Source organism: Telluribacter roseus, from assembly GCF_017355915.2.
Taxonomy (GTDB): domain Bacteria; phylum Bacteroidota; class Bacteroidia; order Cytophagales; family Spirosomataceae; genus Telluribacter.
Genome location: NZ_JAFEUV020000002.1, coordinates 164,304 through 179,154, shown reverse-complemented (window position 1 = coordinate 179,154; position 14,851 = coordinate 164,304). Strand labels below are relative to the sequence as shown.

The 14,851-nt window shown below is 50.5% G+C and carries 15 protein-coding genes; 9 read left to right on the top strand and 6 right to left on the bottom strand.

All coding sequences use genetic code 11. The annotated features are described in order from the left end of the window. Nucleotides 1-10: 10 nt before the first annotated feature. Together JTN23_RS03945 and JTN23_RS03940 are read right to left on the bottom strand one after the other, a co-directional pair. Nucleotides 11-454 carry a GNAT family N-acetyltransferase gene (locus JTN23_RS03945; RefSeq protein ID WP_247232545.1) on the bottom strand — a complete coding sequence of 148 codons (444 nt, stop codon included), beginning with the start codon at nt 452-454 and terminating at the stop codon, nt 11-13. Continuing rightward, nucleotides 451-1,692, bottom strand: coding sequence for a bifunctional 3,4-dihydroxy-2-butanone-4-phosphate synthase/GTP cyclohydrolase II (locus tag JTN23_RS03940; RefSeq protein ID WP_247232544.1), 1,242 nt, complete (start codon nt 1,690-1,692; stop codon nt 451-453). Before JTN23_RS03940 ends, JTN23_RS03945 begins: the two co-directional genes overlap by 4 nt. A gap of 554 nt (nt 1,693-2,246) precedes the next feature. On the opposite strand from JTN23_RS03940, the gene JTN23_RS03935 reads away from it, so the two are divergent. Genes JTN23_RS03935 through JTN23_RS03925 form a run of 3 tightly spaced genes read left to right on the top strand, consistent with a single transcriptional unit; the run spans nt 2,247 to nt 5,275 of the window. Next, complete coding sequence (locus JTN23_RS03935; RefSeq protein ID WP_247232543.1) at nt 2,247-3,821, top strand: T9SS type B sorting domain-containing protein; 1,575 nt, start codon at nt 2,247-2,249, stop codon at nt 3,819-3,821. 60 nt (nt 3,822-3,881) lie between these two features. Beyond that, the gene (locus tag JTN23_RS03930) at nt 3,882-4,229 is read left to right on the top strand and encodes a YbaB/EbfC family nucleoid-associated protein (protein WP_247232542.1); all 348 of its coding nucleotides are present in this window, start codon (nt 3,882-3,884) and stop codon (nt 4,227-4,229) included. An 11-nt stretch (nt 4,230-4,240) separates the two neighbouring features. Further along, on the top strand, nt 4,241-5,275 hold the full coding sequence (locus JTN23_RS03925; protein WP_247232541.1) for a glycosyltransferase family 2 protein: 1,035 nt from the start codon (nt 4,241-4,243) through the stop codon (nt 5,273-5,275). Here the strand turns inward: JTN23_RS03925 and JTN23_RS03920 are convergent. Next, nucleotides 5,256-5,477, bottom strand: a complete 222-nt coding sequence (locus tag JTN23_RS03920) for a PspC domain-containing protein (protein ID WP_247232540.1) — start codon at nt 5,475-5,477, stop codon at nt 5,256-5,258. The genes JTN23_RS03925 and JTN23_RS03920 overlap by 20 nt on opposite strands. Nucleotides 5,478-5,838: 361 nt before the next feature. Between JTN23_RS03920 and JTN23_RS03915 the strand changes: the two genes are divergently transcribed. Then, nucleotides 5,839-6,033: a cold-shock protein gene (locus JTN23_RS03915; RefSeq protein ID WP_247232539.1), complete on the top strand. Its 195-nt coding sequence runs from the start codon at nt 5,839-5,841 to the stop codon at nt 6,031-6,033. 78 nt (nt 6,034-6,111) lie between these two features. On the opposite strand, the gene lysS is transcribed toward JTN23_RS03915, so the two are convergent. Beyond that, nucleotides 6,112-7,827, bottom strand: a complete 1,716-nt coding sequence (lysS, locus tag JTN23_RS03910; protein ID WP_247232538.1) for a lysine--tRNA ligase — start codon at nt 7,825-7,827, stop codon at nt 6,112-6,114. 192 nt (nt 7,828-8,019) lie between these two features. Here lysS and JTN23_RS03905 point away from each other — a divergent pair, with 192 nt between their 5' ends. Genes JTN23_RS03905 through JTN23_RS03890 form a run of 4 tightly spaced genes read left to right on the top strand, consistent with a single transcriptional unit; the run spans nt 8,020 to nt 11,146 of the window. Beyond that, a complete protein-coding gene (locus tag JTN23_RS03905; protein ID WP_247232537.1) occupies nt 8,020-8,358 on the top strand; it encodes a PadR family transcriptional regulator in 339 nt (112 codons plus the stop codon). Nucleotides 8,359-8,416: 58 nt separating this feature from the next. Then, nucleotides 8,417-9,100, top strand: coding sequence for a hypothetical protein (locus JTN23_RS03900; protein ID WP_247232536.1), 684 nt, complete (start codon nt 8,417-8,419; stop codon nt 9,098-9,100). Nucleotides 9,101-9,156: 56 nt separating this feature from the next. After that, nucleotides 9,157-9,978: a DNA-formamidopyrimidine glycosylase gene (gene mutM, locus JTN23_RS03895; protein WP_247232535.1), complete on the top strand. Its 822-nt coding sequence runs from the start codon at nt 9,157-9,159 to the stop codon at nt 9,976-9,978. A 43-nt stretch (nt 9,979-10,021) separates the two neighbouring features. After that, nucleotides 10,022-11,146, top strand: coding sequence for a DmpA family aminopeptidase (locus tag JTN23_RS03890; protein WP_247232534.1), 1,125 nt, complete (start codon nt 10,022-10,024; stop codon nt 11,144-11,146). A 42-nt stretch (nt 11,147-11,188) separates the two neighbouring features. Here JTN23_RS03890 and JTN23_RS03885 read toward each other — a convergent pair whose 3' ends face one another. Together JTN23_RS03885 and JTN23_RS03880 are read right to left on the bottom strand one after the other, a co-directional pair. Continuing rightward, complete coding sequence (locus JTN23_RS03885) at nt 11,189-11,683, bottom strand: hypothetical protein (RefSeq protein WP_247232533.1); 495 nt, start codon at nt 11,681-11,683, stop codon at nt 11,189-11,191. A gap of 69 nt (nt 11,684-11,752) precedes the next feature. Continuing rightward, nucleotides 11,753-13,078: an Nramp family divalent metal transporter gene (locus JTN23_RS03880; RefSeq protein WP_247232531.1), complete on the bottom strand. Its 1,326-nt coding sequence runs from the start codon at nt 13,076-13,078 to the stop codon at nt 11,753-11,755. A gap of 216 nt (nt 13,079-13,294) precedes the next feature. Between JTN23_RS03880 and JTN23_RS03875 the strand changes: the two genes are divergently transcribed. Next, nucleotides 13,295-14,770, top strand: coding sequence for a sulfatase (locus JTN23_RS03875; protein ID WP_247232529.1), 1,476 nt, complete (start codon nt 13,295-13,297; stop codon nt 14,768-14,770). Nucleotides 14,771-14,851 lie beyond the last annotated feature (81 nt).

Below are 14,851 nucleotides of genomic sequence, written 5' to 3'. Positions count from 1 at the left end.
GTAAACCCTATCAAGACTTCAAAGCAAAGTGCAGGCTCGTGACCTGAAACCGCTTATTGAGGTAGAGGCGGTGCGCGTCGGTACGGGCTTCGCTTACTCCGGAGTCCAGATGTACTTCGTCAAATCCTTCACGCTGTGCGTAGTCCAGTATCCAGTCCAGCAGGGTGCCGGCGTAGCCTTTGCCCCGGTACTCCGGTAGCGTCGACAGATCATCAATATAAATATACTTCCCTCTGAACAGGTTATAGCCTGTCTCGAATACGGCCACCGCCGCTGCCTCCGTAGAGCCAGCCTCCTTCCCCTCTTCCACAAATATCATCTGCCGGTTATCAGCCAGCGTACGTCGAATAGCCTTATCATAGGCTCTATCTGAAAGTTTGGGACGAAGCGCCTGCACCGCCCGTCGGCATTTGAGCAGATCTTCGTCAGTGGTAGCCACCAGTACGGGAATCATCCTTTGAGTATAGTCAGGTTTTTCAGTACGTGTCCCATTTTATCGCGCTTCGTCCGCAGGTAGCGCTCGTTGTGGGGGTTTGCGGCTATTTCAATGGCGATAGAATCTACTATTTCCAGTCCGTAGCCCATCAGACCAACACGTTTCTTAGGGTTATTAGAGATCAGCTTGATCTTGGTCACGCCCAGGTCACGCAGGATTTGTGCTCCTACTCCGTAGTCACGCTCATCCATCTGAAAGCCCAGCTCCAGATTGGCCTCTACGGTATCCCGGCCCATTTCCTGTAGCTTGTATGCTTTAAGTTTATTGATTAGACCTATTCCACGACCTTCCTGATTCATGTACAGTACTACTCCTTTGCCAGCTTTATCCACCAGCTCCATGGCAGCGTGTAGCTGACCTCCGCAGTCGCACCGGCACGAGCCGAATATATCACCCGTTACGCAGGAGGAGTGTACCCGTACCAGTACAGGTTCGTCTTTCTCCCAGGTACCCTTGACAAGAGCCAGGTGCAGGTCGCCGGTATTGAGCTGGCGGTAAGCGATCAGGTCAAAGTGCCCCCAGTCGGTAGGCATATCAACTCCTATCTCACGCTTGATAAGGCTTTCCTTCTGCAGACGGTACTCGATCAGGTCTTTAATACTAACGAGCTTCATCCCTAGCCGGTCGGCGATCTGACGCAGCTCGGGCAGGCGGGCCATAGAGCCATCCTCATTCAGAACCTCGATCAGAGCCCCCGCCGGCGCCAGTCCGGCCAGACGGGCAAAGTCCACGGCGGCTTCGGTATGCCCCGTACGACGAAGTACTCCGCCCTGCTTGGCTTTGAGAGGGAATATATGTCCGGGACGTCCCAGATCTTCGGGTCGGGTATTCGGATTGACCAGAGCTTGTATTGTTTTGGAGCGGTCACCGGCCGATATACCCGTGGTACAGCCGTTACCCAGCAGGTCTACGGATACTGTAAAGGCCGTTTCGTGCGTCGCTGTATTCTTCCCTACCATCATTTCCAGCTCCAGAGCATCACAGCGCTCCTCAGTAAGCGCCACACAGATAAGCCCTCGCGCTTCGCGCGCCATAAAATTTATAATTTCAGGCGTTACCATCTCGGCAGCGCATATCATATCTCCTTCGTTTTCACGATCTTCATCATCAACAACAATGATGATCTTTCCCGCTTGCACATCTTTGATGGCATCCTCTATGGAATCAAGGGGAATTTTGGTACTATTGTTGCTCATTAGTCAGGCTGATGGAAAATAGTTAAGCAAATAATCACGTTTAAGCGGTAAAGGTACAGGGTTAGCTCCGAAACTCTTAATTTTGATTAGTTAATAAACAAAGCTTTAGGGCAATCCGTTTCTTGCCCGCTCTTTCTGTCAGAAAATCAACTGTTTTTCTCTGGATTGTGAGGCAAATTCTACAAAAAACACACGTATTGGGGCGGTATTTATTGTTCAGTCTCTTTTTAGTGACCGGACTACTAATAGCCCATGAGGGGAAGGCACAGTTATGTGAACTTGGAGGAGGAGGCTTTATAGTTAGACCTCAAGAGGGCTGTGCACCGCTTACCGTAGTAGTTGAGGATACAGTTAAAGGATCTAATCCTTTACTACTACAATGGGCCTATAATTATCAGGGAGGAAATATGCCTGCCTCTACTCGATCACTGACACATACCTACACAAGACCAGGAACGTATACTATTTTACAGGCTGGAAGTAGTACAGTAAATGCAGGATTCACAGCTTGTAAGCAGGTAAAGGTACTTGATACGACTCCCCCTAATGTAGAGGTGATTACCTGTACAGACGGTAAGGTAAAGCTTACTATAGTCAATGATACCATAGCCCAGCAGTATGACCAGATCGAGATAAACTGGAATGATAGATCGAGAAACGACACGCTAACCAAAGGGCAGTTGCTTGAGATACAACATACCTACACTGGTACTGGTCAACGCCAGATTAGTATACGTGGTCTTTACAAATCAGGTGGTTGCGGAGGCGGAAGAACTAATAACTATCCGGTCACTCTGAATGATGTACAACTTGACAGAGCTACGATAAGCCAGGTGGAGAGCCGCCCTGACGGTGGTATAGCCGTTACCTATATAGGAGTAAGAGGAGCCGAGTCGGAGGTGATGGTTAAGTCCGGCGGCGGAGCTTACACCGGTACGGGGTTCAAGAGTAGCTCAGACGCCAATCAGCAAATTGTGGTTCCTTCCCTGGCTCCTAATCAGGTACACAGTTTTCATATTAAAACATCGGATGTCTGCGGAAATAGTAAGCAATCTAATGAGGCCTGGAGTACCAGCCTGGACACCAGAGCTGAAAACAAACGTAACATATTAAACTGGTCCAAATATCCAGTAACTGCTGGATTTACAGAGTACCAAGTACTTCGGAATGGAAATATTATAAAGCAATATACTAGTGTCGACAGCCTCTCCTTCGTCGATACCAATGTACAATGCGGCGAAACCTACCGCTACCAGATCATCACCCGCACCGCCCAGATAGTATCTATTTCGGCGCCGGTTGAGGTTACGGCCATATCCAACGAAAATCCAGCAACTATCACCAATGCCTTTGTGAGTGTCGAACAGAATGGAAGTGTTTCTGTACTGGCACTTCCACCAACTACCGGGGCTACTACTACCTTTAAGCTAATCATTGAGCGGGCCGAAAGCGGCAGCGGTGCCTTTCAGCAAATAGCTGAACTGACCAATAGCAACCGCTATACCGACGCCACCGCCAAGACCTCCGAACGCTCCTACTGCTACCGCATCACCTACGAGAATGCCTGCGGCAACCGATCCACTCCTACTGAACCCATCTGTACGGTATGGCTGCAGCATACCGGCACACTGATCCGCTGGACCGGCGACAAACCGTTCACGAACCAGGTTGGCAACTATTATGTAGTCAAAATTAGTAACTCGGGGCCGGCACAGGGAATTGACGTAGGTACCAATACCAGCTATAACCCTCAACTCGACAGCCCTGAGGAGCAGGAGTACAACTACCAGATACGGGTTCACTCACAAAACGGAAGCTTCATCAGCTACTCCAACCAGGTCTTCTTCCGGCAGGAAGCCTCCCTGTTCTTGCCCGACGCCTTCTCTCCCAACGGAGACGGATTAAATGATGTCTTCGCAGCCAAAGGTATATTATTTGAATCCTTCCAGATGCTGATCTATAACCGCTGGGGCGAGGTAGTATACCGATCCACAGACTCTTCGCAGGGCTGGGATGGTACGATTAACGGTGAAAAAGCCCCGGAAGGAAACTATATTTATCGCGTTGAGATAAAAGACAGCACCTCCAAACCCTTCGTAAAGTCAGGAAGCTTTCTGCTTCTGCGCTAAATGCCTTATCTTTGTACTTTATTCTGGTAGCATTAGTTAAAATTTTAAACTGGAAGTACGATGTTCGGAAATATGGGTGATATGATGGGCCTGATGGGTAAAATGAAGGACCTGCAGGCTCGGATGAAGGAAGCTCAGGAACAACTCGGTACCATTACCGAATCGGCCGAGTCAGGCGCTGGTATGGTACGTGTGACCGTAAACGGCCATAAAAAAGTAGTATCCCTGGAAATAGATAACGACCTGATCAAGCCGGATGACAAAGAAATGCTTCAGGATCTGGTAGTAGCAGCCGTTAATAAAGCACTGGAGAATATAGAACCTAAAGTGAAAGAGCATTTGCAGAAAGCTACCGAAGGTGTCCTTCCCAACATACCGGGGTTGGATCTGGGCGGCTTTATGAAATAAATGCCGTTTGAATGTCACAGGTTGCCATTGTTATCCTGAATTACAACGGGAAACATTACTTAGAACAATTTCTTCCCACCGTGCTTACCCACTCCTCAGGCCATGAGGTGTGGGTAGCCGATAATGCCTCCACCGATGGGTCACTGGAGTGGTTGCGTGCGCACCATCCGGAGGTACACCTACTTCAAATTACAGACAACAAAGGGTACGCCGGAGGCTATAACTATGCTCTTAAGGCTATTGAAGCCTCGTACTACGTTTTGCTCAACTCGGACGTGGAGGTTACCCCCGGCTGGATTGAGCCCGTGATCGCGTACATGAAGTCGGACCCGCAGATTGCTGCCTGCCAGCCCAAGATCCGGGCCCACGACCTGCGCTCCCACTTTGAATACGCGGGTGCCGCGGGTGGCTACATGGATTACCTGGGGTACCCTTTCTGCCGCGGCCGTATCTTCGACACCCGTGAGGAAGACAACGGCCAGTACAACGATACCTCGGATATTTTCTGGGCTACAGGCGCGTGCCTGTTTATGCGGGCCGATGCTTTCCACCAGGCGGGCGGCTTTGATGAGCGCTTCTTTGCCCACATGGAAGAAATAGACCTCTGCTGGCGTCTGCTGAACATGGGCTACCGCATCACCTACTGCGGCTATTCCAAGGTATATCACGTAGGCGGTGGTACGCTGCACAAATCAAATCCCCGCAAGACCTTCCTCAACTACCGCAACAACCTGATCATGCTGTACAAGAACCTGCCCATAGGCCGGCGCTGGAAGACCATCTTTATGCGTCTGGTACTGGACGGGATATCGAGTGTGCGCTTTATGGCTACCGGAGCCTGGCCGGATGTATGGGCTATAGTACGGGCGCACTTCGCCTTCTATGGCATGGTGCACGACTTATCCAAAGGGTTGAAGCGAACTACCTACCGGGCACCTCTGTACTACCGTAGTGTAGTGTGGGAGTACTTTGTGAATAAGAGATATACTTTTCCGGAGCTTCCGCAACTATACAAGAAGGGCTTCCCTATAGCTCCCAAATCGTAGGGCTGTTGTGGCGGCGCCAGTGCTTGCGCAGCTCCATCCAGAAGGCCAGCACCAGGTAGATGATGATAGGCGAGCCAAAGGTAAGAAAGGTAGTATAGATGAAGTACAGTCTGATGCTGCTGGCCGAAATGCTAAGCTTCTCTCCGAGTCTGGCGCACACACCAAAAATTTGGTCTTCTACGTAATAGCGAATCCGGTTCATACCCTTATAGCTCTGATTAACGTTCCAAATTAATAAGTTTTGACAATGGTAGCAAATCCAATTTGTATGCTTTATGTAGTAAAAACTTATTAATTATACGGGCTATAACTTCCGTTAAATCAAATTGTTTTGACGAAATAGTTGGAATCCAAACAATTTTTGTTTCTTTGCGACTGAAGAATCTGTAAAATGTTTACTTCTTTGGCTGACAAAAAAGTATCAAACAATCTTATTGATTTGTATTGGGAGCATTCTCAAATCCATTTCAATACCTGGATAATTGTGTTTGCTTCTACCCTTGGAGCCGGCATTTACAATTCTTAACCTTTTTTTATTTATTTAATTTTTCATTTTTATTATCATGCAGACAGGTACTGTAAAATTTTTCAACGAAGCCAAAGGGTACGGTTTCATCGTTGAAGACGACACAAACAGGGACATCTTCGTTCACGTGACTGGCCTGGGAGGCCTCACTATCCGTGAAAAAGACCGCGTTGAATTCGAGGTCGTTGAAGGTAAGAAAGGACTTAATGCCGTTCAAGTAAGAAAAATATAACTTTTCTTTTTCTGGCAGTGAAAACAAAAAAACCGCGGCTCTGCTGCGGTTTTTTTGTTTGTATCATTTTAACATGTATTAGCCGATCCAGCCTTCTACTTCCTCTTTCTTAGGCATAGGAGCGTCGATCTTCAGCTTCTTGCGTAGCCCTCCGAGGTCATTGAATACCTTATTCGGATTAGCACCTTTCAACTGCTCTATGGTCATCAAGCCCATTTTCTGCAGAGCGGGTATCCATACCTTAGGTACTCCGGCAGCTTCATAGTCAGCATCCGTAGCCATTTCGGGCTTCTTCTCGGCCCGCATCTGCGGGAAGAAAAGTACTTCCTGAATGCTGGAGTTGTTGGTCAGAAGCATGGTCAGGCGGTCGATTCCAATACCGATACCGGCGGTAGGAGGCATTCCGTATTCAAGCGCCCGCAGGAAGTCGTCGTCCATTTCCATGGCCTCATCGTCACCGCGCTCTTTCAGGCGTAGCTGGTCCTCAAATCGCTCGCGCTGGTCAATGGGGTCGTTCAACTCCGAATAGGCATTGGCAATCTCCCTTCCGTTGACAAACAGCTCAAAACGCTCAACCCGTCCCGCCTTGCTGCGGTGCTTCTTGGTCAGCGGCGACATCTCCACGGGGTGGTCGATGATGAAGGTAGGCTGGATGATGTGCTCCTCTACCTTCTCTCCGAATATCTCGTCGATGAGCTTACCTTTGCCCATGGTATCGTCGATCTCCATGCCCCATTGGCGGCACTGCGCCTGCAGCGACGCCAGATCCTGCTCTTCCACGTTGACACCGGTAAACTTCTCTATCGCTTCTGTAATGCTCAGGCGCGGATACGGACCGGCGAAGTCCAGTTCCTTATCTCCGAAAGTAGCCTTAGTAGTACCATTTACGGCACGAGCTACCTGCTCCAGTACCTGCTCGGTCATGGCCATCATCCAGTGGTAGTCCTTATAGGCTACATATAGCTCTACGGTCGTAAACTCCGGGTTGTGAGTACGGTCCATTCCTTCGTTCCGGAACAGCTTACCAAACTCGTACACGCCATCAAAACCACCTACGATCAGGCGCTTGAGGTGAAGCTCCGTAGCAATACGCAGGTACAGGTCTTCGTCCAGGGCGTTGTGGTGGGTCTTGAACGGACGGGCCGCCGCTCCTCCGTGGATCGACTGCAGTACGGGTGTTTCTACCTCCAGCCAGCCTTTGGAGTCAAAGTAGTGGCGCATGGTAGTTATGATCCGCGACCGCTTTACGAATATATCCCGCACCTCGGGGTTTACGATCAGGTCCACGTAGCGCTGGCGGTAGCGCAGCTCAGGGTCGGTGAAGCCATCGTATACGTTTCCTTCGTCGTCGCGCTTCACTACCGGTAGCGGACGCAGCGACTTGGTCAGGATCTTGAACTCCTGTACGTGGATCGATACCTCACCGGTCTGGGTAGTGAACACAAAACCTTTCGCTCCGATGATATCACCGATATCGAGCAGTTTTTTGAACACAGTATTATACAGGGTCTTGTCTTCGTCGGGGCAAAGGTCGTCGCGCCGGAAGTACAGCTGAATACGACCCGTGTTGTCCTGCAGCTCAGCAAACGAAGCGCTACCCATAATCCGGAAGCCCATGAGACGCCCGGCTATAGTTACACTTTTATAGTCTAACTTATTATTCTCGTAGTTTTTATGAATATCGGCAGCCGTAACGTTGACTTCAAATTCCTCGGCGGGGTAGGGATCAATCCCCAGCTTCATTAGTTCTTCACGTTTTTGGCGGCGAAGTATCTCCTGTTCGCTAAGTAGCATTTTAGTTATTAGATAGTTATGAAAAAGATAACTCTTTGATAGGCAAATTGGTGTGCAAAATTAGCAAAAATTTCGACTGGTAGAGCCATGTACTGTAAGAGAGAAGGCTACACTATATCTTTTACCTCAGCTATTGATGCATAATCTATTTAGGTATATATTTACCCTTGCAGGACATCCGAAAGAAGTACCATGAACAATTCCCAACTCTATAAAGGCAGCCTCAGTACTGTACTGCTGAAGCTGCTGAAAGAGAATGGCCGCATGTATGGCTACGAAATGACTCAGAAAGTAAAGGAACTTACCGCTAATGAAGTAGTCCTTAACGAGGGCGCGTTGTATCCGGCTCTGCATAAGCTGGAAGCAGAGGGTCTGCTGACGGCCGAAGTAGTACCCGTAGGAAACCGTATGAGAAAGTACTACGCCATTACTCCCAAAGGACAAACCGAAACTGAAAGCAGACTCGCCGAGCTGGAAGAATTCGTGAAGCACATGCAGCTACTATTAGGAGCGAAGCTATCGCTGGGCTAACAGACTAATTTTGAATAGGTACTATTTATAAGAGTCTCGTGTATTAACAGATACTACCATGCATACTCCTACTCCCCTAACCGACGCGCAGATCGATGCGCTGTACAGCTTTGTTAAGAAGAAAAACGTTGACTACTACGATCTGCAGCTAGAACTGGTAGACCACTTGGCAAGCGAGGTGGAGCAACAGATGGCCGCTGAGCCCAGTGTATCGTTCGAGGCAGCCTTACAGAAGGTATACGCCCGTTTCGGGATCTTTGGGTTTACCGAAGTACTGGAACAAAAACACAGAGCCTTGGTTCGCCGCGATGCCCGAGTGTGGTGGAATCAGCTGAAAGCGTTGTTCCGGTTGCCGCTCCTGCTTAGCTCGGGCCTGGCGGCGCTACTCCTGTGCGTTGCTTTTGACTACTTTGATGCTACTATTTTTCTGATACTTAACGGCTCTTTGGCCGGTGCGGCGGGTATGGCGGCTACTTTCTATTTTTACAAAAGTCAACCTAAGAAGGGGTATAAGCTCTCTATGATCCAATACTACCGTCTGCTCCAGGCAGCTATTGTTTTCAATCCCTACCAGAGCTTCTTCATAAGTTATACACTGCTACTGCCTACGCTATCGGGAGGCTGGCTGCTACTCATCCCGTTGCTTTGCTGGCTGGGCTGGTTAGTTTTGGCGGCCGGAGTGCTGGCTTATCAGGGGCTCCTACGCGAGCAGCAGCGACTCTATCCACTGGCCTTTATCTGACAAACTATTTGGACCAACCGGGGGTTACACCATCGACTGATTGACCATTAACTCCTATGCCCGAATTACCCGAAGTAGAAGGATACCGCCGCTACCTGGAAGCTACCTCGCTCCACCAGCCCATTGAAGATATTGAGGTGGAAGACACCAAACTGCTCACCACTGAACACGCGCTGCTCCTCGAAGCCCTACGCGGTGCTTCATTTACGGGTACCCGACGGGTAGGTAAGAACCTGTTTGTATTTACAGACCGACCGGGTGTAATCCTGCACATGCACTTCGGTATGACGGGCGATCTGGAGTACTACCACCAGTCATTGGACCGTCCGCGCCACGCCCGTATTGTAATCTACTTCAGGGGCGGGTACAACCTGGGCTTTATCTGTCCGCGCAAGTTTGAGCGCATGGGGCTGGTCAATGATATCGAAACCTACCTGCGGGATAAGAAAATTGGCAAAGACGCTCTGGAGTTGACCGTGGAGGATTTGGCCATTGTGCTTGCAGCTCGCAAAACGGCAGTTAAATCTGCTCTGCTCGACCAGCAAGTGGCGGCGGGCGTGGGCAACTGGATAGCGGACGAGCTACTCTTCCAGGCGGGCATCCATCCCGAAAAACAAGCGAACCAACTATCCCAACAGGAGGTAGAGGCTCTGCACAGGGCCATTCAGGAAGTACTTCGCACTGCTATCGAAAGGGAGGCTCGCTACGCCGATTTCCCACCTTCGTACATCATCCACGCCCGGGCGTGGGACACCTCTCCCTACGAGGATGCCGAGCAGCACCGGCAGTGCCCCCGTTGCCATAAGCCAGTTGCTCAGAGCAAGGTTGGAGGGCGCACCACCTACTTTTGTGAACAGTGCCAGCCAGTTTCTTCCTGAAAATTATGTAGTTTGAAAGGTCATAAACCTAAACCAGCCTTTCATGAAAGTAGTACTACTCACCCTTTCCGTCTGCCTGTTATCTGCCCACTATACTTTCAGTCAGAAACGCCCCCGTGAACTGGGTATCAAGATTGGGGTACTACCCGTAGGTACGCATAATGCCATTACGGATGTAGCAGGGGTCAAAGTCGGGCAGGTTACGCTGGTACAGGGTGCGGATGTACGCACCGGCGTCACGACCATCCTCCCGCACGAGGGCAACCTGTTTCAGCAGAAAGTACCTGCCGCCATCTACATCGGGAATGGCTTCGGTAAGCTGGCCGGCTACACACAGGTGGAAGAACTGGGTACCCTCGAAACGCCCATTGTACTAACCAATACCCTCAGCGTACCTACCGCTGCGGGTGCCCTCATCGACTGGACACTCAATGGAGCCGGTAACGAGCAGGTACGCTCTGTCAATGCGGTAGTGGGTGAAACCAACGATGGTTACCTCAACGACATACGCGGGCGCCACATTAAGAAAGAGCATGTACTGGAAGCCCTACAAAAAGCTCAGGGTGGTGCCGTAGCCGAAGGTAACGTCGGAGCCGGTACGGGCACGGTGTGCTTTGGGTGGAAAGGCGGCATAGGTACTTCTTCGCGCAAGCTCCCCCAAAAGCTGGGTGGCTACACCGTAGGGGTACTGGTGCAGACCAACTTCGGAGGCGTACTCCAGATTGATGGCGTACCCGTGGGGGAAGAGCTGGGTAAATATTCTTTCAAAGAATCACTAGACAAATCATCCGATGGCTCCTGCATGATGGTGGTAGCCACCGACGCACCGCTGGATGCCCGCAATCTGAAGCGACTGGCGAAGCGGGTATTTATGGGTCTGGCCCGTACGGGTGGTATTGCTTCTAACGGCAGCGGCGACTACGTCATCGCTTTCTCCACGGCCTACCGCATCCCCCACGACACTACTCAACCTACCTCCAGCGTAACGCTCCTGCACAATGACTACGTGTCGCCCCTGTTCCTGGCGGCCATTGAGGCTACCGAAGAGGCTATCATCAACTCCCTTTTTGGGGCCGAAACCATGACGGGCAGCCAGGGGCATACTGTAGAGGCGCTCCCTAAGCAAAAGGTACTGGAGCTGATGAAGCAGTACGGGCGGGTGAAGTAAGTATTCTAGTGAGAAAAAGACAGCCAGCCTAATAGGACCTTATTAATCATAAGTCCATTCCGTCACTAGTAAGGTGGCTGAACTCCTATCTATATGGATGATTAGAAAATAATATATATAAACCATATATTCAGCGTGTAGAACTCTACTATCTCCTTCAACGAACCAATCTTTGCTGATTACATAAAAGACTGCGTCGTTAAGTTGACTATGAATAAGAAAGTACCTATCAAGTAGCTTAACAAAATCACCCCTATCACCCCCCCAGTTTGGTTCGTTTACAAAATCAACTAAAAACTTTGTTGTCTCTCCTTTACTATACTTTTTAAAATCAGCTACTTTGGTATGCTCCATATCAAACGCCTGTTTTAGAAATAGACCACCCGGGTTATTCCTAACTATATCCAATAGTGACTCATTTGTAAAATGGCTTGAATGGATAAACAGATCAATAATATTATCATCAGAAATATTACTGAGAAAAGTAAAGGAGAACTCCGTCAAATTGATTGTTTGATACCTTTCCTGGATTTCCAAGTGTCTTTTAAGTACAAAGGACATGTCTATATTTCTGCAACTGCATTAAGCACTCAAAAGTACCAAAACCTACCCCAGCACCTGCCACACCCCATAGCCACTTACCAGCAGAATGGATGCCACGCTGATCCAGAAAAACACATCGTACAGCCGGGAAGGAATGAGAGCCTTGGGTAACTCGCGGTAGCGGTACACCCAAGCGACCCACACAATCAGGATCAGGAGGACGGAGGTAGCAATACCGCCCAGAATGACCATCATGACAGGCGACTGGAAGAACAGGAAGAAAACGCACCACGCAAAAGGGAATATCCAGGAGAAGATAGCGATGGAGCGGCGGCGCTCCTCCACGGTACCGAATGGGAGCCAGCCCAACTGCCCGAAAGCATCGCCGTACACCCGCGCCCAACTGGCCGTAGCCGTAAACAGCGTGGAGTAGAGGGCCGTAAAGGCTCCGACCAGAAACAGAGTTTCAGCCCAGGGACCCAGTGTTTCGGTAAAGATTCGTGAAAGTACTTCGATCATCCGGTAGCCCTCGGGTACTTCGCCACTGCGGTGCAGTACCGCCGCCCCCAGCAGGTAAAAAGCCGCAGTTACTACCGTATATACGATCATCGACAGGATAGCATCCAGGTACATGACGTTGATCCAGCCTTTGGCGCGCCGGGCCCAGGCTTCGCTGCCGTCGTTGGGGCCGGTGTAGGCCGCATAGCCTTTTTCGATGCACCAGTAGTTGTAGTACATAATCTCATCGCCGCCTACCCCCGTGATGCCAAAAGCACCGAAGGCTACCGCCACGGCTTCGGGGGGAAGATTAAAGCTAATCCCTTCCTTGATATCCTCCCACCGTATGGCAAAGGCAGTACCCTGAAGCAGCCCCAGTGAGATAAGTACTACCGACGAAAAAAGGACAATCATAACCAGCGAGCCTTTCTCAATGGGTTTATAGTAGCCCCGGTACACCAGCAGCGCCGTGATCAGTGCCGAAAGCAGCGCCCATATATTCACGGATATTGCCGGGAAAGCCATGTTCAGTACAATGGCCACGCCTCCAACGATACCACCTACCTGCAGCAGCTTCAATCCCTGCAACGACAGCCATAGCCACAGGCTCCAGTGGGTACCCCGCCAGCGGGCACCGGGCAGCCTATTGAAGTTGTACATCGTGAAAGTACCCGTATAGATAGCATTCTTGCCAAATTCCAGCTGCAGCGCCACCTTCACCAGACAACTCACGATAATCACCCAGAACGTCACGAATCCTGCCTTGGCCCCCAGCGTAGTAGTAGCTATTAGTTCGCCGGAACCCACAATGGCCGCTGACATAATAAAGCCGGGACCCAGGTAGCGGAGTTGACCGGGTATGGTTTGGGGAGGATCAAGTGGTTGAGTCATGGATGAGGATTTAGGAACAAAAGTGGCTTCTGGCGGAATAATACTGTTTTTCAGAAACAGATACTCCCCCAACTACAACCTGTTTGAGTAATACCGAAGTAGATCAGCTACCTCCCGGGCCGAAGGGGGAGCGGGTAAATCTTTTACAAAAATCTCTTTTGAAAGGGGTAGCTCGAAGGGCATACCCTTCTACTCAGGTACTGAATCTTTTAGATTATGAATAGCAGATCTCTCTCGTTTTTCCTCCCGCTGGTACTCTCAGGAGCATTCCTCTTCTTAGGATCAGGCTGTAGCCGTTCGGGCGCCGGTGGGGGATCAACATCTGCTACCTCAAAGGCTGACCAACCTAACTTCGTCATTATCCTGATGGATGATCTGGGCTGGGCGGACGTAGGATTCAATGGTAGTACCTACTACCAGACTCCTAACTTAGACCGGATGGCGGCGCGTAGCGTGCAGTTTAAACAAGCCTATGCTCCTTCACCGGTATGCTCCCCTACCCGGGCTTCGCTGCTTACGGGGCAGCACCCGGCTCGCATGCAGATCACCGACTGGCTGCCCGGCCGCACCGACCGGCCTTCGCAGAAGCTACTGCGGGCGCAGCTACTGCCTGAGCTACCTTTGTCCGCCACTACCTTACCCGAAGCCCTTAAGCGGGCCGGCTATACGACGGCTCACATTGGGAAGTGGCACCTGGGCGGCGAAGGATATGGGCCTTTGCAACAAGGCTTCGACACCAATATTGCCGGTGACCACAGCGGTACTCCTATCAACTACTTCTACCCCTACCGCAACCGCCAGACCGGAAAGGAGCAAATGGTCGGACTGGAGCAAGGCACCGACGGCGAGTACCTGACCGACCGGCTTACGGACGAGGCGGAGCGTTTCCTGACCCAGCAGAAAGGTGGCCCTTTCCTGCTGTACCTGGCCCACTACGCGGTACACATTCCGATGCGGGCGAAACAGGACCTGCTCACCAAGTACCAGCAAAAAGTACCTACCGCAGGTACCCAGCGGAACCCTTACTACGCCGCCATGATCGAAAGCATGGACCAGAGCGTAGGGCGTATTCTGCGCAAACTGGAAGAACTGGGGCTAGACCAGAATACGGTGGTGATATTTACGTCGGATAATGGAGGATTGTCGGTGGAGGAGGGACCCAATACTCCCGCTACGTCCAACTACCCGCTACGGGATGGCAAGGGGTACCTTTACGAAGGAGGTATACGAGTACCCCTGTTAGTATTATTACCAAAAAGCCGGCAAAAACCTTACGAGTCTCAGGTACCTGTCACCCTTACTGACCTCTACCCTACCCTCATGGATATGGCTGGAACCAAAAGTACCAGTACTACCGACGGAAAAAGCTTGGTACCTCTGCTGCAGCAACGCTCCTTCCCGCAGCGGCCCCTCTACTGGCACTACCCGCACTACAGCAACCAAGGCGGTCGGCCCGGATGGGCTATCCGTGAGGGAGATTACAAGCTGATTGAATTTTTTGAGGATGGATCCCAAGAGCTGTACAACCTGAAAGCCGATCCGGGAGAGCAGCATAATCTCCTGAAAGAAAATCCTAAGGTAGCCACTGCACTTACCGCCAAGCTTCATAGCTGGAGAAAAGATGTAAACGCCCAGATGATGAAACCGAATACGGAGTATAAAGGAGAAAGGGAGGAAAGGAGGAAAGAATGAAAGTGCATTGTACTTGAATGAAAGATGCCAACAATACAGCGAACCATGTAAATGGATACCCCTTCACTCATTCATACAATC